This window comes from Asticcacaulis currens (assembly GCF_028550395.1).
GTDB classification, from domain to species: domain Bacteria; phylum Pseudomonadota; class Alphaproteobacteria; order Caulobacterales; family Caulobacteraceae; genus Asticcacaulis; species Asticcacaulis currens.
In genome coordinates this window covers 392,137-410,003 of the sequence record NZ_JAQQKW010000002.1, presented here as the reverse complement: position 1 = coordinate 410,003, position 17,867 = coordinate 392,137, and the positions used below count along the sequence as shown (strand labels likewise).

19 protein-coding genes are annotated in these 17,867 nt (G+C 61.2%); 12 read left to right on the top strand and 7 right to left on the bottom strand.

What is annotated here, in order from left to right:
• Positions 1 to 115: 115 nt before the first annotated feature.
• The 3 genes from PQU94_RS05070 to PQU94_RS05060 all read left to right on the top strand — a co-directional run bounded on the left by PQU94_RS05070 (position 116) and on the right by PQU94_RS05060 (position 2,000).
• On the top strand, positions 116 to 439 hold the full coding sequence (locus tag PQU94_RS05070) for a 2Fe-2S iron-sulfur cluster-binding protein (protein WP_272740400.1): 324 nt from the start codon (positions 116 to 118) through the stop codon (positions 437 to 439).
• A gap of 86 nt (positions 440 to 525) precedes the next feature.
• Positions 526 to 1,542: a phospholipase C/P1 nuclease family protein gene (locus PQU94_RS05065; RefSeq protein WP_272740399.1), complete on the top strand. Its 1,017-nt coding sequence runs from the start codon at positions 526 to 528 to the stop codon at positions 1,540 to 1,542.
• A complete protein-coding gene (locus PQU94_RS05060; RefSeq protein WP_272740398.1) occupies positions 1,542 to 2,000 on the top strand; it encodes an NUDIX domain-containing protein in 459 nt (152 codons plus the stop codon). The genes PQU94_RS05065 and PQU94_RS05060 overlap by 1 nt, the downstream gene beginning before the upstream one ends.
• Here PQU94_RS05060 and PQU94_RS05055 read toward each other — a convergent pair.
• Positions 1,984 to 2,496, bottom strand: coding sequence for a GNAT family N-acetyltransferase (locus PQU94_RS05055; protein WP_272740397.1), 513 nt, complete (start codon positions 2,494 to 2,496; stop codon positions 1,984 to 1,986). The genes PQU94_RS05060 and PQU94_RS05055 overlap by 17 nt on opposite strands.
• 56 nt (positions 2,497 to 2,552) lie before the next feature.
• A complete protein-coding gene (locus PQU94_RS05050) occupies positions 2,553 to 3,401 on the bottom strand; it encodes an SDR family oxidoreductase (protein WP_272740396.1) in 849 nt (282 codons plus the stop codon).
• 185 nt (positions 3,402 to 3,586) lie between these two features.
• Here PQU94_RS05050 and PQU94_RS05045 point away from each other — a divergent pair, with 185 nt between their 5' ends.
• Complete coding sequence (locus PQU94_RS05045) at positions 3,587 to 3,976, top strand: winged helix-turn-helix transcriptional regulator (protein ID WP_272740395.1); 390 nt, start codon at positions 3,587 to 3,589, stop codon at positions 3,974 to 3,976.
• 38 nt (positions 3,977 to 4,014) lie between these two features.
• On the opposite strand, the gene PQU94_RS05040 is transcribed toward PQU94_RS05045, so the two are convergent.
• From PQU94_RS05040 to PQU94_RS05030, 3 genes are read right to left on the bottom strand one after another with little or no spacing between them, the layout of a single operon-like run.
• Complete coding sequence (locus PQU94_RS05040; RefSeq protein WP_272740394.1) at positions 4,015 to 4,653, bottom strand: 2-dehydro-3-deoxy-6-phosphogalactonate aldolase; 639 nt, start codon at positions 4,651 to 4,653, stop codon at positions 4,015 to 4,017.
• On the bottom strand, positions 4,650 to 5,558 hold the full coding sequence (locus PQU94_RS05035) for a 2-dehydro-3-deoxygalactonokinase (protein WP_272740393.1): 909 nt from the start codon (positions 5,556 to 5,558) through the stop codon (positions 4,650 to 4,652). The genes PQU94_RS05040 and PQU94_RS05035 overlap by 4 nt, the downstream gene beginning before the upstream one ends.
• Before the next feature lie 57 nt (positions 5,559 to 5,615).
• The gene (locus tag PQU94_RS05030) at positions 5,616 to 6,482 is read right to left on the bottom strand and encodes an SMP-30/gluconolactonase/LRE family protein (RefSeq protein ID WP_272740392.1); all 867 of its coding nucleotides are present in this window, start codon (positions 6,480 to 6,482) and stop codon (positions 5,616 to 5,618) included.
• A gap of 298 nt (positions 6,483 to 6,780) precedes the next feature.
• Here PQU94_RS05030 and PQU94_RS05025 point away from each other — a divergent pair, with 298 nt between their 5' ends.
• The 4 genes from PQU94_RS05025 to PQU94_RS05010 all read left to right on the top strand — a co-directional run bounded on the left by PQU94_RS05025 (position 6,781) and on the right by PQU94_RS05010 (position 12,738).
• On the top strand, positions 6,781 to 7,998 hold the full coding sequence (locus tag PQU94_RS05025) for an acetyl-CoA C-acetyltransferase (protein WP_272740391.1): 1,218 nt from the start codon (positions 6,781 to 6,783) through the stop codon (positions 7,996 to 7,998).
• A gap of 23 nt (positions 7,999 to 8,021) precedes the next feature.
• Positions 8,022 to 10,244, top strand: a complete 2,223-nt coding sequence (locus PQU94_RS05020; RefSeq protein WP_272740390.1) for an FAD-dependent oxidoreductase — start codon at positions 8,022 to 8,024, stop codon at positions 10,242 to 10,244.
• 175 nt (positions 10,245 to 10,419) lie between these two features.
• Complete coding sequence (locus PQU94_RS05015) at positions 10,420 to 11,028, top strand: alpha/beta hydrolase (protein ID WP_272740389.1); 609 nt, start codon at positions 10,420 to 10,422, stop codon at positions 11,026 to 11,028.
• Positions 11,029 to 11,103: 75 nt separating this feature from the next.
• Positions 11,104 to 12,738: a hypothetical protein gene (locus PQU94_RS05010; protein ID WP_272740388.1), complete on the top strand. Its 1,635-nt coding sequence runs from the start codon at positions 11,104 to 11,106 to the stop codon at positions 12,736 to 12,738.
• Here PQU94_RS05010 and PQU94_RS05005 read toward each other — a convergent pair.
• The gene (locus PQU94_RS05005) at positions 12,735 to 13,007 is read right to left on the bottom strand and encodes a BolA family protein (RefSeq protein ID WP_126420608.1); all 273 of its coding nucleotides are present in this window, start codon (positions 13,005 to 13,007) and stop codon (positions 12,735 to 12,737) included. The genes PQU94_RS05010 and PQU94_RS05005 overlap by 4 nt on opposite strands.
• Positions 13,008 to 13,094: 87 nt before the next feature.
• Between PQU94_RS05005 and PQU94_RS05000 the strand changes: the two genes are divergently transcribed.
• A complete protein-coding gene (locus PQU94_RS05000; protein ID WP_126420606.1) occupies positions 13,095 to 13,763 on the top strand; it encodes a J domain-containing protein in 669 nt (222 codons plus the stop codon).
• A gap of 157 nt (positions 13,764 to 13,920) precedes the next feature.
• Positions 13,921 to 14,370: a GFA family protein gene (locus PQU94_RS04995; RefSeq protein WP_272740387.1), complete on the top strand. Its 450-nt coding sequence runs from the start codon at positions 13,921 to 13,923 to the stop codon at positions 14,368 to 14,370.
• Here PQU94_RS04995 and PQU94_RS04990 read toward each other — a convergent pair.
• Positions 14,367 to 14,666, bottom strand: coding sequence for a hypothetical protein (locus PQU94_RS04990; RefSeq protein ID WP_272740386.1), 300 nt, complete (start codon positions 14,664 to 14,666; stop codon positions 14,367 to 14,369). The two genes, PQU94_RS04995 and PQU94_RS04990, sit on opposite strands and share 4 nt — an antisense overlap.
• A 162-nt stretch (positions 14,667 to 14,828) precedes the next feature.
• Between PQU94_RS04990 and cobS the strand changes: the two genes are divergently transcribed.
• Both cobS and cobT read left to right on the top strand, forming a co-directional pair.
• A complete protein-coding gene (gene cobS, locus PQU94_RS04985; RefSeq protein WP_272740385.1) occupies positions 14,829 to 15,836 on the top strand; it encodes a cobaltochelatase subunit CobS in 1,008 nt (335 codons plus the stop codon).
• Between the two features lie 132 nt (positions 15,837 to 15,968).
• Positions 15,969 to 17,831, top strand: coding sequence for a cobaltochelatase subunit CobT (gene cobT, locus PQU94_RS04980; RefSeq protein ID WP_272740384.1), 1,863 nt, complete (start codon positions 15,969 to 15,971; stop codon positions 17,829 to 17,831).
• The last annotated feature ends 36 nt before the right edge of the window (positions 17,832 to 17,867 follow it).

Sequence of the window (17,867 nt, the reverse complement as noted above, 5' to 3'; positions counted from 1 at the left end):
TCGCTTGTCGGCACCGGTCGTGGCCGCTAGAGCGCTTTTCGAAACGTGTGATGCACGTTTCGGACGAAAAGCGCGTCAAACCCCATGCGCCACCAAACCCTGATAAGGCACCCTCATGAGCGACGAACTCCATATCCTGTGCACCGACCGCGAGGGCGTGCAGCACACCCTGCCGGCCATCGAAGGCTGGCGCATCATGGAGATCATCCGCGACAACGGCCTGCCGATCAAGGCGGAATGCGGGGGTGCGCTGGAATGTGCCACCTGCCACGTCTATGTCGGCGCGGACTGGCTGCCCAAACTGATCGAAAAGTCTGACGAGGAAGAGGAAAAGCTGGACGAAGCCTTCCTTGTGAAGCGCAATTCGCGCCTGTCGTGTCAGATTTTGATGCGCGACGATCTCAATGGCCTTGAGGTCACTCTGGCACCTGAGGGATAACGCGGGTTGCCCAAGCCGCACTGGCGTTGCCGGGGTAAATCGGCTATTCGAGAGGGGAAATGACCCTTTCTCAAAGGTTTCCCCGCATGAAGACCCTTCGTTCTCTGCTGCTCACCGCTGCGGCCCTGCTTTCGGCGGGCTCGGCCTTCGCCTGGGGCCCGACCGGCCACCGCATCGTCGGCGAAGAGGCGGCACGCGCCCTGCCGACCTATATGCCGGAGTTTCTGCGCAGCACCCAAGGCATTGGCGATATCGGCTTCTATTCCAATGAGCCCGACGCCTGGAAAGGGGCGGGCAAGGTGCACGATTTCGAACGGGATTCGGCACACTTTATCGACCTCGACGACGAGGGCAAGACCCTCGCCGGTGTGCGTCTTCAGGACGTACCGGCCTCGCGCTCGGACTTTGACGCCCTTCTGCGCTCAAAGAACGTCATGCCGTGGAAGTCGGGCTATCTCAACTATGCGCTGGTCGATGCGTGGCAGCAGGTGGTCAAGGATTTCGCCTACTGGCGCGGCATGACCTACATGGAAGCGCATGAAACCGACCCCAAGCGCAAGGCGTGGCTGAAAGAGGCGATCCGCCGTCGTGAAGCCCTGACGCTGCGCGATATTGGTATCCTGTCGCACTATGTGGGCGACGCGTCTCAGCCCCTGCACCTGTCGATCCACTATAATGGCTGGGGCAAGGAGTATCCGAACCCGCAGAACTTCACTCTGGAGCCGATCCACGGGCCGCTGGAAAGCGCCTTCGTCAGCGCCAACATCAATAATGAGGACGTGCGCGCCGCCATGTCGGCCAGCGAAGCCTGCACCGATACGGCGGAACGCTGCTTCAGCGCGCGTCTGGATCGCAACTGGAAATATGTCACGCCGCTCTATGAACTGTACAAGGCGGGCGGCTTCAATGACGGCGACACGCGCGGCAAGGGCTTTATGGTCGGGCGGCTGGGGCAGGGGGCTTCGGACCTGCGCGACGCTCTGCTCGACGCCTGGCGCGAATCGAAGGCGATGGGCTTCGGCTATCCGGCCGTGACCTATGAGGACGTGGTGGCCGGGCGCGGCGATGCGTGGAAGGCCCTGCGCGGCGAAGACGACAAGTAATGCCGCTGCCCGCGCTCAATGCTTATGGCATAAAGGTGCCCGGCCTGACCTATCTGGCCCGCAGCGCGGCCTATGCGCTCATTATGCGGGATGGGCGTCTGGCCCTGATGCGGCAGGACGGTAAGCTGGACCTGCCCGGCGGCGGCATCGAGGGTGACGAAACCCCCGAAGACGCCGTGATCCGCGAATGCCGCGAAGAGGGCGGGTTCGAGGTGTCAGTGGGGGCCTTTGCGGGCGAGGTGTTGCAGTACTTTATCAATACAGACGGCAAGCCCTACGCCAACCACGCCCGCATCTATCTGGCGGACATTGTGGCAGAGCGGCCTGAAACCAAGATCGAAATGGACCACGAAACCGAGTGGCTGAGCCCGGCCGATGCCCTTTTGGCGCTGGAAAAGGACGGCTATGCGGCGGTCCTGCTTCAGGCGCTGCGCCACGGTCTTATCGACGCAGAATGAACTCCAGATCGGTGCTGCCGCCGACCTTGAAACCATAGTCTCCGACGCGCGTGAAGCCATAGCTGTCATAGAGTTTCTGGGCGCGGTAGTTTTCGCTCCACACGCCGATCCACTGCGGCGCATTGCCATAACGCGCCTTAAGAAAGGCGAGCCCCATTTCCAGCAACTGCTTGCCAAGACCCAATCCCTGCGCGTCATTGCGCACGTAGAGGCGCTTGATTTCGCCCTGGGTTTGCGGGTCGGCTTCGGGGTGCGGCAGGCCAACGGGGCCGGCCTGGATATAGGCGATGGCGCGGCCCATATCGTCGCGCACGAGGCGCCAGAACTGATCGACGCCCTCAATCTCTTCGGCCAGCACCTGCGGCGCATAGGTCGCGTCCAGATAGGTCGTCAGATCCTCCGGCGGATAAAGATGGCCGAAGGTATCGGTGAAGGTGTCGCGGCCCAGTCGGGACAGGTCGTTCAGGTCTTCGCTGTGCACAGGATGAATCAACATGCACGTCTGTATAGACCGGACGGGCGGCGGAGGCTACTCCGCCGCCCGACTTGAGATTACGCTTTCAGAAGCGCCGTCAGCACCTCATGCACCGTCTTCGGGGCCTGACCGGTCAGGGTCTTTACCGTATCCGTGACACCGTCGAGCTGCCCGGCGCGGATGGCGGCTTCGGCCGAGGTCAGCATGTCGGCCACGAAGTCGGGCAGGCCCGCCGCCTTCAGACCGCCGCCGAACTGTTCATCGGTGAGGGGGATCAGGCTGATCGGCTTGCCGGTAAGCTCGTTGGCGATCGCCACGACGTCGCCATAGGTGAGGGCTTCAGGGCCGGTGACGGTAACGGTGCCGCCGGGGGCGTCACTGAGGGCCGCCGCCGCCGCGCGGGCGGCGTCTTCGCGCGCTACATAGGCCACGCGGCCTTCGGGCGCAGAGGTATAGAACTGACCGGTTTCCAGCGCGTGCGGCAGGCTCATCATCAGGTTTTCGATGTACCAGTTATTGCGCAGGATCGTATGGGCGATCCCGGACGCCTTGATCGCCTGTTCGGTGCCGTAGTGATCCGGGGCGAAGGTGATCTTGTTACCCGGCTCGGCATTGGGCAGGGAGGTATAGACGATGTGCTGCACGCCCGCCGCCCTGGCGGCGTCGATGGCGGCGGTGTGTTGTTTCAGGCGCTGACCCGGCACAGCGAGGGCGTCGGTCGAGATGATCAGCACGCGGTCCACGCCTGTGAAGGCCGCAACGAGGGTGTCGGGCTGGTCAAAATCGGCGGTGCGGGTGGCAAAAGGCGTGTTCAGCTTCGACGGGTCGCGCGAGGCGGCGATGACGGTGTGCGGGCTGTCTTCGAGCGCCTTCAGGACAAGCTGGCCCAGTTGGCCCGAAGCGCCGGTCACGAGGATGGTGGACATGGAGTGGTCCTTTCTCTATATATTTCGCATTAGTCTCAAAACGAGATCATGTGCAAAATAGGAAGTTTTGTGTACCTGTAAAGACGGCACTATTTCGGGAGATAGGGATGAAAAGGGAACCATTGGCGCGCAGCCCAAAACGTGGGAACCGGTTTCTGGACTCGGCTGCGCAACCCCTCAGAATCGTGAGCGCGGAAGAACCGACGATTGCCGAGGCTGTGCTGAATGCCGGGTTCGATATATCAACATGCCCGGTACGTGATGTGATGGACCATATTGGCGGCAAGTGGTCGAGCCTGCTGCTGCTGGTGCTTTCGACCAAACCGCACCGTTTCGGGGAACTGAAGCGCGCCGTGCCGGATATTTCACAAAGGATGCTGACCCAGACCCTGCGCGATCTGCAACGCGACGGCTATATCAGCCGCCATGTCTTCGCCACCGTGCCGCCCAGCGTCGAATATCGCCTGACGCCGCTGGGGGAGTCGCTGATGCCCGCCCTGACAGCACTGGTGGCTTGGGCAGTGGATAATCACCCGCGCATCGCCGAAGCGCGTCAGACCTTCGACGCCGCATGAAAAACCCCTCTCCTTTAAAAAGGAGAGGGGTTTGTGGCTTAGGCCTTTAAGGCGTTCCAGGCGTCCACAAAGGCGGTGGCCTTGGCGTGGACGATTTCCGGCGTGTCGCCGGGCTTATAGACGCTGGAGCCGATGCCGAAGCCGGCGGCACCGGCGGCCACAAACTCCTTCATATTGCCGGGCTCGACGCCGCCGACCGGGAAGACCGGCAGGCTGCGCGGCAGCACGGCCTTGACGGCCTTCAGGCCCTTGGGGCCGGCCAGTTCGGCGGGGAACAGCTTAAGCGCGTCAGCACCCGCGTCGATGGCCGCAAAGGCTTCGGTCGGGGTGAAAAAGGCCGGGAAGGAGATCAGGCCCAGCGCCTTGGCAAAGCGGATGATTTCAGGATTGGTGTTCGGCGAAATGCAGATCTGCCCGCCCACATCGTGCAGCTTTTGCACGTCGTCCAGCTTCAACACCGTGCCCGCGCCAACAATGGCCTTGTCGCCCAGATGCGCGGCCAGCTTTTCGATGGAGACAAAGGGCTGCGGCGAGTTGAGCGGCACCTCAACCACCTTGAAGCCGGCGCTGATCAGGGCGTCACCGACGTCCAGCGCTTCATCGGGACCGAGGCCGCGCAGGATGGCGACCAGCGGCAGGGTAGCCAGCGTGTCCTGCCAGCGTTGGGTAAGGGTCATTTGGAACTCCGGAGCTTGTGAATCGCCCAAAGGCCTGATTCAGAGGCGGCATTGCCGTCGAAGCGGGTCACGTCGGTGAAGCCGGCGAAGGCCAGCGCCTTTTCGTAGAGATCGACCAGCGCGCCGTCACCGACCAGTCGCACCGGGCTCTTGCCGTGGCGCTCCAGTTCAGCGACGATTTCCGCGCCGATCAGTATGCCCGACAGATAGGTCGCCAGATGCTCCGGCGCGATGTGATTGAACAGGGCCTCGGTGCGCACCGAGAAGATGACCGACAGGAAAGCGCGGTTATACATGCCGCGCTCAACGCCTTTCAGGAACACCTCTTCGTTGTCGGTGCTGTTTTCCATCAAAAGGCCAAGGATGGAGTGGGCCTTGAGCACCTGGAACATTTCACCGGTCATGTGGGTCGAGAAGGATTCGACCTTGCCGCCGCGCACCAGCGCCCACTTGGAATGGGTGCCGGGCAGGACGAAGAAGCCGTCAGACGGATCGGACTGAAGAATGCCGAAAATCTGGGTTTCCTCGCCGCGCATGACGTTGAGCAGGCCCGTGCCGGGGCTTTCGGCGAACAGGCCGGGGACGATGGCGACGTCCAGCTCGGACGGGGCCTTGACGAGGCCGTCGGCGAGGGTTTGCAGGCTGGCCGGGCAGGCGGCGTAGGGGGCTTCGACCCAGCCCTGACGCGAGCCCACCATGCCGGACAGCAGAAAGGGCAGGTGCTCCAGACCGGCGAAATCGCCTTTCAGCACGCTGAGGAGCGCCTGTTCAAAGCTCAGGACGCCGAGGTTTTTCAGGCCGATATTGGCGGCGTGACGGGCGATGACCTGACCGGCCTCATCATAGAGGAACAGGCGGAAATTGGTGGTGCCCCAGTCGGCGGCGATCAGCGAAGGTGTGGTCATGGCTTTTCCTGAAATCTCCTCCCCTGCGTGGCGAAGAGAGGTGGCGGCTGGGTGTTCCTACCCCTTGAACTTTTGCGGTTCAAGGCCGGTATGGCCCCGCAACAGTTCACTTGGGATTTCAAACAAAGTCCCCGCTTCACGATCATCGGGCTGATCGACGGCAGCGGAGGTGACGAAGGCGCGGTCCAGTGCGTCACCGGCGAAGCAGATATTGGTGATCTGTTTGGCAGGCAGGGCGATCGAAAAATCGAGCGCGCCGTCCGGCGTAAAGCGGCTGACCTTCCCACCGCCCCAGTGCGCGATCCAGATGCCGCCCTGCGCGTCGGTGGTCATGCCGTCGGGCGACCCCCAGTCGTCGGGGAAGTGCACAAACAGCCGCTTGTTGACCGCTTCACCGTCTATGATGTCGAAGACGAAGACGTCGTTTTCGCCTGAGTCGGTGTGATAGATTTTGGTATGATCGGGCGAGAAGGTCGGGCCATTGGCCACCTGATACGGGCCATCCACCTCGATGTGGCTGAGATCGGTATTCAGGCGGTACAGGGCCCCGGACTTTTTTTCCTGCGGCTTGTGCATCGAGCCGGCCCAGATGCGGCCCTGATCGTCGGCCTTGGCGTCGTTCAGACGATTACCCGGCTCGTGCGGGAAGGGATTGAGAAGGTGCTTGAGGATGAAGGGCTCAAGGCTCAGTTCGTGAAAGCCGCTCATCAGGCCCGCGATAAAACCGCCCTTTTCGCGCTCAATCACCCAGCCGATATGATCGGGAAAGTACCAGGTCTTTTCCGACCCGTCGGCCAGATAAAAGGCGTGCAGACGATTGCCCAGAATGTCCACCCAATAGACGCACGCGTCGCGGCGCGACCACAACAGGCCTTCACCCAGAGCGGCCCCCGGTTTGGAGCGGCGAAGAATAGCATCGGTCATGGGGTTCCTCCGGTTTTTATGTGGCCTCACCTTTCAGGGACTATAGAAATCCGGGCCGGGCGTCAACTTTGTATGACAAATAAGCCTCTCTGGTGAAGAGTCACAAGGCCTTCGTCATCAAGGAATAATGCTGTGTCAAATCAGCGCGCTACGAAAAAGTCTCGCGAATGTTACCTTACGTCTATCTTGACGTTTGCGTAAAGCGGGCGCAAGTAAGCAACACCATGCGCGCATCCCCCCGAACGTGTGAAGCGGTATTCAGGATGCGCGATCAAAAACAAAACTCAGGAGGATGGCAATGGCCAGCTTAAGCCCAGGCGCCTATATTTACGACGCGGTGCGCACGCCGCGCGGCAAAGGCAAGAAGGACGGCAGCCTGCACGAAATCACGGCGCTGGACCTGTCGCGGCAGGTGCTCAAGGGGCTGAAGGACCGCAACGGTCTCGATACGGCACTAGTCGATGATGTGGCCTTTGGCTGCGTGACCCCGGTGGGCGAGCAGGGCGGTGATATCGCCCGTGCGGCGGTGCTGGCGGCGGGCTATGCGGAAACGACCGGCGGCATTCAGGTCAACCGCTTCTGCGCCTCGGGCCTTGAGGCCATCAATATCGCGGCCGGTAAGGTCATTTCGGGCGAGGCCACCATGGCTATTGGCGGCGGCGTCGAAGCCATGAGTCGCGTCCCGATGGGCTCAGACGGCGGGGCGTGGGCCATCGACGTCAATGCCGCCTTCCCGACCTATTTCGTGCCGCAGGGCGTGTCCGCCGACATGATCGCCACCAAGTGGGGCTTTTCGCGCAACGACGTCGATGCCTACGCCGTCGAATCGCATAAGCGTTCGGCGCAGTCCTGGGCCGAAGGGCGCTTTAAAAAGTCGATCCTGCCGGTGAAGGATCAGATGGGCGTCACCCGTCTCGATCACGACGAAACCATCCGCCCCAATACGGATATGCAAACGCTGGGCGGCCTCAACCCGTCCTTCGCCATGATGGGCGAAATGGCCTTCGATGCGGTGATCAATCAGCGCTATCCCGAAATCGAGCGCGTCAATCACGTGCATACACCGGGCAATTCGTCGGCCATCGTCGATGGCGCCGCGGCTGTCCTGATCGGCTCGGCCGAAGCCGCTGCCCTTTCGGGGCTCAAGCCGCGCGCCCGCATCAAGGGCATGGCCTCCATCGGCTCTGAGCCGTCGATCATGCTGACCGGGCCATCCTTTGCCACGGAAAAGGTGCTGAAAAAGCTCGGCATGAGCGTGTCGGATATCGACCTTTACGAACTGAACGAAGCCTTTGCCTCGGTGGTGCTGCGCTACATGCAGGCGCTCGATATTCCGCATGACAAGATCAATGTCTGCGGCGGCGCTATCGCCATGGGGCACCCGCTGGGGGCCACGGGTGCCATGATCTTCGGCACCGTGCTCGATGAGCTGGAGCGCACGGGCAAGGAAACGGCACTGGTCACGCTGTGCGTCGGCGGTGGCATGGCTACGGCCACGGTCATCGAGCGGATTTAAGAACAGTCGAGGGAGAAAACACAATGGAATGCTTCAAAACCGAACTCGACGCCGATGGCATCCTGCTCTGCACCTTCGACGTGCCGGGCAAGACCATGAACACCTTTACCAAGCAGGCCTTGGCCGACCTGCTGGCTATTGCTGAGCGCGCCAAAACCGACGCCGAGGTCAAGGGCATGGTGATCACGTCGGGCAAGACGACCGGCTTCTGCGCCGGGGCTGACCTCGAAGAAATGCTGGGCGGGGCGTGGGAAGCCAAATCCGATCCTAGCGATCCCGAAGGCGCGCTGAAGGCCGGTTTCGCCGCCGCCTTTGAGATGAACCGCGTCTATCGCCAGCTTGAAACCTGCGGCAAGCCGGTGGCGGTGGCGCTTAACGGGCTGGCGCTGGGCGGCGGTCTGGAACTGGCGCTCGCCTGTCATTATCGCGTGCTGAATGACGGCCCCAAGACGCAGGTGGGCCTGCCGGAAATCAAGATCGGTCTTTTCCCCGGCGGCGGCGGCTCGCAACGCCTGACGCGCCTGATCGGGGCGCAGGCGGCGCTGATGGCCATGTCGGAAGGCAAGAGCTTCAAGCCGAAGGACGCCCTGTCTGCCGGTATCGTGCACGAGGTGGTGCCGGTCGGTCAGGAGGTCGAGGCGGCCAAAACCTGGATCAGGACCAAAGGCGATCCGGTCGCCCTGTGGGACAAGAAGGATTACAAGATTCCCGGCGGCGGCCCCTACCATCCGGCGGGTGCGCAAATCTTCATCATGGCCAATGCCCTGCTGCGCAAGCAGTCCTATGGCAACTATCCCGCCGTGGTGAACCTGATGCGCGCCGTTTACGAAGGCCTGCAACTGCCGTTCGACAGCGCCATCAAGGTCGAAAGCCGCTACTTCGTCAACACCCTGCAAACCCCGCAGGCCAAGGCGATGATCCGCACCTTCTTCTTCTCCATGCAGCAACTGGGCAAGGGCTCCGGCCGCCCGGCGGGCGTGGAAAAGACCGACCCGAAACAGGTCGCCGTTCTCGGCGCCGGCATGATGGGGGCGGGGATTGCCTATGTGTCGGCGCAGGCCGGTATCCGCGTCATCCTGATCGACCGTGACGACGCAGCCGCGTCGAAGGGAAAATCTCACTGCGAGTCCCTTGTCAAAAAGGCCGTATCGCGCGGCAAGATGACTCAGGAAAAGGCGCAGGCCCTGCTCGACCTGATCGTGCCGACCTCAGACTATACGCAGATTGCCGGTTCCGATCTGGTGGTCGAAGCGGTGTTTGAAAACACCGAACTGAAAGAAAAGGTCACCAAGGACGCCGAGGCCCAGCTCTATACGGGCGATAAGGCCGAAACGGCGATCTTTGGCACCAATACCTCGACCATCCCCATTTCGCTGCTGGCCAAGGCTTCGGTCGATGCCTCTAAATTCATCGGCATTCACTTCTTCTCGCCGGTGGACAAGATGATGCTGGTCGAAATTATCCGCGGCAAGGAAACCTCGGACGAGACTCTGGCCAAGGCCATCGACTACGTGCTGAAGATCCGCAAGACGCCGATCGTCGTCAATGACGCGCGCTTCTTCTACGCCAACCGCTGCTTCATCCCGTTCACCGCCGAAGGCCTGCACCTGTGGGCCGAAGGCTATGCCCCGGCCCTGATCGACAATGTCGGCCGCGCCACGGGGATGCCGCGCGGGCCTCTGGAGATGATGGACGATGTGGCGCTCGACCTGCTGGTCAAGATCACCTCCGAAACCGCCAAGGCTATGGGCGATGCCTATGTGCCCATCCCCGGCGAAAAAGAGGTGGCGCAGATGGTCGCCGACGGGCGTCTGGGGCGCAAGAATGGCAAGGGCTTCTACGACTATCCGGAAGCGGGCGGTAACAAGAGCCTGTGGCCGGGCCTGTCGGACAAGTTCGCGCCCACCATCACCGACTCGACGCCGGAACTGGCTGAAGATATCCGCAAGCGCCTGCTGTATATTCAGGCGGTGACGGCGGCGCGCTGCTTCGAAGAGGGCGTCATCAGCGATCCGCGCGAAGCCGATGTCGGCTCGATCCTCGGCTGGGGCTTTGCGCCGTGGTCGGGCGGGATCGTCTCTCTGATCGACGCCATCGGGACGGCGAAGTTTGTCGAGGAACTGGACGAACTGACGGCCAAATACGGTGACCGCTTTGCCCCGCCGCAATTGCTGCGCGACATGGCGGCGAAGGGCGAAACCTTCTATGGCCGGTTTGGGAAGACAGATGCGGCGAAGGCGGCGTAAGCGTCTGTCGCCCTTCGCATTCTGGTTGCGCTATCGCTTCGCTATTTGAGCGCGGGGCGAAACCTTCTATGGCCGGTTTTGAAAGACAGATGCGGCGAAGGCGGCGTAAGCGGTCTCAAAAAAGTTGGTTGAAAGAGGGGGCCATTCAGGCTCCCTCTTTTGCTTTGGGAGAGGCGTGTTGAAACATCTGGTGATCTTTTTGCACGGCGTCGGTTCGTGCGGTGCGGACATGATCGGCCTGGGGCGGCACTGGGCTGAGGCCCTGCCGGACACAGGGTTTGCGGCGCCTGACGGCCCTGATCCGTTCGATATGTATGCGCAGGCCAGCGGGCGGCAGTGGTTTTCGGTCAAGGGCGTGACGGAGGACAACCGCGCGCAACGCCTTGTCGAGGCGCGTGAGGCCTTTGATGCGACCCTGCACGCCGTCATGGCCGAACGCGGCATAGACGATCCGGCGCAGGTGGTGCTGGTTGGCTTTTCGCAAGGGTCGATCATGGCGCTTGATGCCGTGGTCAGCGGACGTTGGCCCGTGGCGGCGGTGGTCGCCTATTCCGGTCGCCTGTCGTCACCTGTGCCGTGGACGCCTGCGCCCACGCCGATCCGGCTGGTGCACGGCGATCAGGACGAGGTGATCCCTTTTGCCGAAACCCTTGAGGCGGCTGAGCGCCTGACCGCTGCGGGCGTAAGCGCTGACGCTCACATTCTCAAAGGACTAGGCCACAGTATCAATGCGCCGGGTTCGCGTCTGGGGCGCGATTTTCTGAGATTGTCACTCTTAAGTTAATCGCCCGATCTGTATTTGCTTTGCAATAAACCTGCGTTAACCTTCTTCTTACGGATCGTTGGCCAGGGGGGTATGATGAGGCGCAAGCAGACAAAGACCGACAGTACCAAGGTGCCACCCAAGGTTAAGACGCCGAAGCCTGCGCGTAAGACCGACCGGCGCAAGTCGTGGTCGGCCTATATTGATGATGCCGATCGCTATGGCTTCTTCAAGCTGAAAAACACCACGTTGCGCACCATGGAAGAGGGGCAGTACGAGCAGATCATCGAGGACGATACGCGCTGGCAAAGCCTGCGCGAACGTATGGACGCGGATTTTACCCATTCGCTGGAAATGTTTCCGTTTTCTGAACGTCTCGACGACAAGAGCCAGAATATCCAGAACTGGATTGAGCGCTATACGGCTCATATTAGCAATCTGCTGATGTGGTGCCTGCGTGCCTTCCGGCTGACCGCAATTTCCTTGCCGCAACGCTACTATGCCATTACGCGCCTGAATATCGAGGATCGCTTCCCCGGTGGGCGTGCCAGCGGCGACCCCGGCGATGGTGATATCCGCGACATGCTGGCGGCCTTTCGCCAGAGCTTTCGTGAGAATCTCGCCTTCTATATTCTCAAAAAGCGGCAATATCAGTTCGCCGTCACGGTTTGTTTTGCGCTTGCTTCAGCCTCTTTGCTGTTTTTCTTCAGCAACATCAACGCGCTACTTACTCAACTCGTGACGGTTCCGTTTCAAAACCAGCTACCCCAGGGCCATGTGATCGACATGTCGCCGGTAACGCCGCTGCTTGTAGCAGCCCTGATAATCGGATTTTACCGTTTCGGGCGCTGGTTTTATATCCGGGAGTCGCGCAACCTGTTCGACTTCTATAATAACTCCCAAACGGAGTCGTGTAAGACGCTCGACAAACAGGCGGCGCTCCGCACCAAGAATTTGAAAAATCTGATCACCACCATGGCCGCACGTCTGGGCAAGGACTCGACCTCGGTGCTCAAGGGCGGCGCGGCGCGGTCGGAAGAAACCAATTCCCGCTGGCCGGAATTGGCATACCGCTGGACGTTGCTGATCTACTGGCTGGGGCGGCGGATGGAGAATGTTGAACGCTACACCCAGCTTCAAATCTGGCTGGTGCGCCGCACCCATTACTTTTACCGCATCGTGGCGACGACCAGCAATCATCTGGTCACCGGTCTGGTCATGGGCGTCATCGCCCTGTGCGGGGCGGCCGTGGCGGGACGCCTCGTCTTTTCGCGCGTAGACGTGCAGGGCGTGATAGATACGATTGTCGCCCCGGCCTGGGCGTGGGTGGCCGCTATAGTGGCGGATATCGCGCAGAGGTTGGGGCTGGGGCACTGGCGAATGCCGGAACTATCCCTGCATGTTGCGTCTACCTCGGCTAAGACATCGGTCCTGCCGGATATCCATAGCGTCTTGGCCTATCTGAGCGAGCAAGGCATCTATGACAATACCATGCTGGGCCTTTACCTGCTGTGCTGCCTGTTTGCGCTGGTGCTGGCGGTGCGCTTCAATCTGAAGGTCAGCCGCCTGTCTACCGACGAATGGAACACCTCTCTGGAACTGATCCAGCAAAATCTGGACGTCGCCAACTGGGACCGCTTCCACAGCGTCAACCTGCATCACCTGCTGGCCGATCAGGTGCGCAACGACAAGAAGGTCATCCTGCGCCGGGAGGACTGGGTACAGCGCTAAGCCTCTTCCGGCGTCAGGGTCTGCATCGACAGGGCGTGGACGGGGCCGCTCAGTTCCTCACGCAGGGCCGCATTGACGGCGCGTTGACGGGCGACGCGGCTCTGCCCGCGAAACGCCTCGGAGACGATCAGGACGGAAAAGTGACTTTCGCCCCCTTCACGCGCGCCCGAATGCCCTTTATGCTTGTCGCTATCGTCCGTCACCTCCAGACGAAGCGGGGCGAAGGCCGCCGTCAGTTTGGTCTCGATGGTCTCGCGTGTTTTACCCATAATTTAACCTCATAAGGGCTTTATAGAGGCCCGACTCCGACCTATATGGTCGGTTTGCGTAAAGTTCAAAGGGTCGCGTTCGAAATCATGAGCGAAGGGTTCAAGTACAAGCCGAAGTTTGGTCTGGACATGCGTATTCGCCCGCCCAAGGAGGGCGAGGTGAATGGCAAGCGTCCGGAAGACGATGTGCTGTCGCTGAAGCCGGGGCAGGTGCGCTGCGAATGGCCGGAATGCCATCGTGCGGCCACGGCCAAGGCCCCAAAGTCGCGCGAAATGATGAACGAATACTATAACTTCTGTCAGGCGCACGCGGGCGAGTACAACAAGAACTGGAACTTCTTTGCCGGCATGTCCGAAGGCGAGGCCAAGGCGCACCGCGAAGCGACCATGACCGGTGGCCGCCCCACCTGGGCCTTCCGTGCTTCGGCCGCGTCGCGCGAAGCGGCGGCCTTCAGCGCCGGACGCACCAAGGGCGCGGGCATGTATGACCCGCATTCGGTCTTTGGCGCCGGTGCCGCCCCGCGCAAGCCCGGCGAAGACGCACCGATCCAGCGCCAATTTGGCAAGATCGAACGCGGGGCCTATGCCGACCTCGACCTTGAGGTCGGGGCCGAGCCGGAAAAGGTGCGCGCCGCCTATACCGAACTGCTCAAGCGCTGCCACCCGGACAATAATGGCGGCGACCGCTCGGCCGAGGACAAGCTCCAGCGCGTGATCAAGGCCTATAAAGTTCTCAAAAAAATGGGCCTGGCTTAAAAGCCTTGAATTTGGCGATCTGGTTCGTCGGCGTCACTTGCCCGTATTCATATACGGGCTGCGTTAGCCTCCTGCCATCTCATCCAAATTGAAGGCTTTTTGGGTTATGCAAGGCTAAATCCCTCGCCCCTGAGGGAAGAGGGTTAGGGAGGGGATTATGGTCGAGGTCAGAACCGGTGGGTGTCAGTGCGGGGCCGTGCGTTTCCGCGTTGAAGGCGAGCTGGGCCATGCCTCCATCTGTCATTGCCGCATGTGCCAAAAGGCCTATGGCAATGTTTTCGCGCCGCTGGTCAGCGTGCGGGAGGCGACGCTCACATGGAGCAAGGCCGAGCCCAAACGCTTCCAAAGTTCAAACCTCGTTCAGCGCGGTTTTTGCCCCGACTGCGGGACGCCCCTGACCTACGAAGCGCCGGACGGTGTGGCGCTGTCTATCGCCGCCTTTGATGATCCCGCTGACATCGCTCCGGTCATTCAGTTCGGCACCGAAGGCCGTCTGCCGTGGGTAAATGGCCTGCACGCCCTGCCGGAGCGCACCACGCTGGAAGACATCGAGGCCGCGCCGTTTCTCGATAAGCTCATCAGCTATCAGCACCCGGACCGGGATTAGATAGCGATCACACAGACATCGCCAATGCAGTCCGCTTTTGTAAGGTCTATGGTCAGAACAGCCAGAAGCATTATCAATGGGATACATAACCAAAGGCGTTTGGGCCGTGTCGCCGCAATGCCCAGTATAAGACTGAACAGAACAATATCGAACATCCAGATTGCGTGTTTGGTTTCAGGAGGGAGGGTAAGCCAGCCCAAGCGGCTACCGTAAATGTAAAGGAAGACCGCGGAACAGATATAACCACAGGCCAGCAAGCCCCAGGCTGCAAAATCTGCGAACTGATCTCTCGTCATGGCCCTCTCCCTCTGTGACAGAGTATGACTTTTCAGCGAATATGACCATAGGAGAGCAGGCCTCAAAAAAATCCGTCTCCGGCGTGTTTTAGGGTTGAGTCTTGAGGGCATAGGTCTTAGCTGAAAAACGCATCCGTTCGTCCGTCCGAAAGCGTTTTTGCCATGCCCGTACTCACCTCCGATACCCTGTCCGATCCGCTTCTGGGCCTTGTGCCGGACAAGAAGGTATCGATGCGTGAGGTGTTCGGCGTCGATTCCGACATGCTGGTCCCTGCCTTTTCGACGCGTGATGAGCATGTGCCGGAAATCGACCCGTCCTATCGCTTCGACCCGCAGACAACCATCGCCATCTGCGCCGGCTTTGCCTATGACCGCCGCGTCATGGTGCAGGGCTTCCACGGCACGGGTAAGTCCACCCATATCGAGCAGATCGCCGCGCGGCTGAACTGGCCGCTGGTGCGCGTCAATCTCGACAGCCATGTGTCGCGGATCGACCTGATCGGTAAGGACGCCATCGTGCTCAAGGATGGCCAGCAAGTCACCGAGTTCAAGGAAGGCATCCTGCCGTGGTCGCTGCAACGGCCCGTGGCGCTGGTCTTCGACGAATACGACGCCGGGCGTCCGGATGTGATGTTCGTCATCCAGCGCGTGCTGGAGGCGCAGGGCCGCCTGACGCTGCTGGATCAGAACAAGGTCATCCGCCCCAACAGCTTCTTCCGCCTGTTTGCCACCACCAACACCATCGGTCTGGGTGACACCACCGGGCTTTATCACGGCACGCAGCAGATCAATCAGGGTCAGATGGACCGCTGGTCGATCGTCACCACGCTCAACTATCTCAGCCACGAGGCCGAGGTGGAGATCGTGCTGGCCAAGCTGCCGGAGTTCGATACGCCGGAGCGCAAGAGCCTGATCGACGCTATGGTGCGCGTCGCCGACCTGACGCGCTCGGCCTTTGCCAATGGCGATATCTCGACCGTCATGTCGCCGCGGACCGTCATCACCTGGGCACAGAATACGCTGATCTTCGGCAATGACCCGGAGGTGGCTTTCCGCCTGACCTTCCTCAACAAGTGCGATGAGCTGGAGCGCCCGACTCTGGCGGAATTCTATCAGCGCAGCTTTGGCGCGGATGTGAAGGAATCGGCGCTTAAGGTGAAGGTGATCTAGGTGCATCCCTCCCTGCTTGCGGGGAGAGGGGACCACGAAGTGGTGGGTGGGGCAAGCCACGCAAAGACTGCCCCCTCCGGCGAGACAAGCTCGCCACCTCCCCGTTTCAAAGGGGAGGATAAGAGGAAACCAATGGCCAAGCCCGTTACCGTTCTGTCCGATCCGTTTCGCAAGGCGCTGATCCATTCGACGCGCGCCCTGGCGGAAGATCCCGAACTCGAAGTCGTCTTCGGGCCGGACGGGCCGCGTCTGGATGGCCGCAAGCTGGTCCTGCCCAATCCGCCGCGCGATTTGAATGCCCGCCTGTCGGCTACGGTGCGCGGGCAAGCCGACCGTCTGGCGCTAAAGGTCGCGCACCACGATGCCGCTATCCATGTCCGCGCCCGGCCTGTCGATACGGCGGGGGCCGAAGCCTTTGACGTGCTGGAAGAGGCACGGCTTGAAGCCATCGGGGCCAATGCTATGGGCGGGGTGCGCAAAAACCTGCGCGCGGCGCTTCAGTCCGATCTGGATCGCAGCGGTTTGGGGCGTAAGGAGGAAAAGTCCGAACTCAATCTGGCCGACATTCTGGGTCTGATCGCGCGTGAAATCCTCACCGGCGATCCTGTGCCGAACGAGGCGCAGCGGGTGGTCAATCTTCTGCGGGACGAGATCGAACAAAAGACGGGGCAGGGTCTGAACGAACTGGCGGACCTGATCGCTGATCAGAAGGCCTTTACGCAAAAGGCGCGTGAAGTGTTGCGGGCGCTGGACCTCACCGACGATTCGCAAGACGCCAAGGAAGAAGAAAAAAACGACGAGGGCGAGGACGAACAATCCGAAGGCAATGACCCGTCGGCTGAGGCCGAAGAGGATGCCGAGGATCAGGACGATTCGCAGCCGCAACAGGAAGAGGAACCCAACGGCGGCGACGATCAGTCCCAGACCGGTGATGAGGACTTCACCCAGATGTCGGGCGATCCTCAGTCTCTGGCTGAGGGTTCGGCCGATGAGGTGGTCGATGGCGAGGCCGCCGAGGCCAGCCAAATGCAGACCCCCAATGCGGGCGGTGAGCGCAAGGACTATGACGTCTTCACCAAGGCCTATGATGAGGTCATCAACGCCGAAGACCTGTGCGATCCCGAAGAACTGGAGAGGCTGCGCGGCTTCCTCAATCAGCAACTGGCCAATCTGTCGAACGTTGTGGCCCGTCTGGCTAACCGGCTGCAACGCCGCCTGATGGCGCAGCAGAGCCGCTCGTGGAATTTCGACCTCGAAGAGGGCGTGCTGGATGCCGCCAAGCTGACGCGGGTGATCATCGACCCCAGCGCGCCCTTGTCGTTCAAGCAGGAAAAGGACACCGAGTTCCGCGACACGGTGGTGACGCTGCTGCTAGACAATTCCGGCTCGATGCGCGGGCGGCCGATCATGGTCGCGGCCATCTGCGCCGACGTGCTGGCGCGCACGCTGGAACGCTGCGGCGTGAAGGTCGAGATTCTGGGCTTCACCACCAAGGCGTGGAAGGGCGGGCAGTCGCGCGAACAGTGGGTGCGCGAAGGTAAGCCGGCAGCGCCGGGTCGCCTCAACGACCTCAGACACATCATCTATAAGGCGGCGGATAATCCCTGGCGGCGGGCCAACAAGAATCTCGGCCTGATGATGCGCGAGGGCCTGTTGAAAGAGAATATCGACGGGGAGGCCCTGCAATGGGCCTATACGCGCCTCCTGGGGCGGCCGGAGTCGCGCCGTATTCTGATGGTTATATCCGACGGCGCGCCGGTCGATGATTCGACCCTCAGCGTCAACTCGGGCCACTATCTCGAAAACCACCTGCGCAAGGTCATTGCCGACATCGAAGGAGCCGGGCGCGTCGAGCTCGCGGCCATCGGCATTGGCCACGACGTGACGCGCTATTACCGTCGGGCCATGACGCTGATTGACGTCGAGCAACTGGGCGGGGCGTTGATCGAAAAGCTGGCCGAACTGTTCGATGAAAAAACCGCCGCACGGCGGTGATGCGTCCACCCCTGCTTTGGTGGAGAGGTGGTCAAA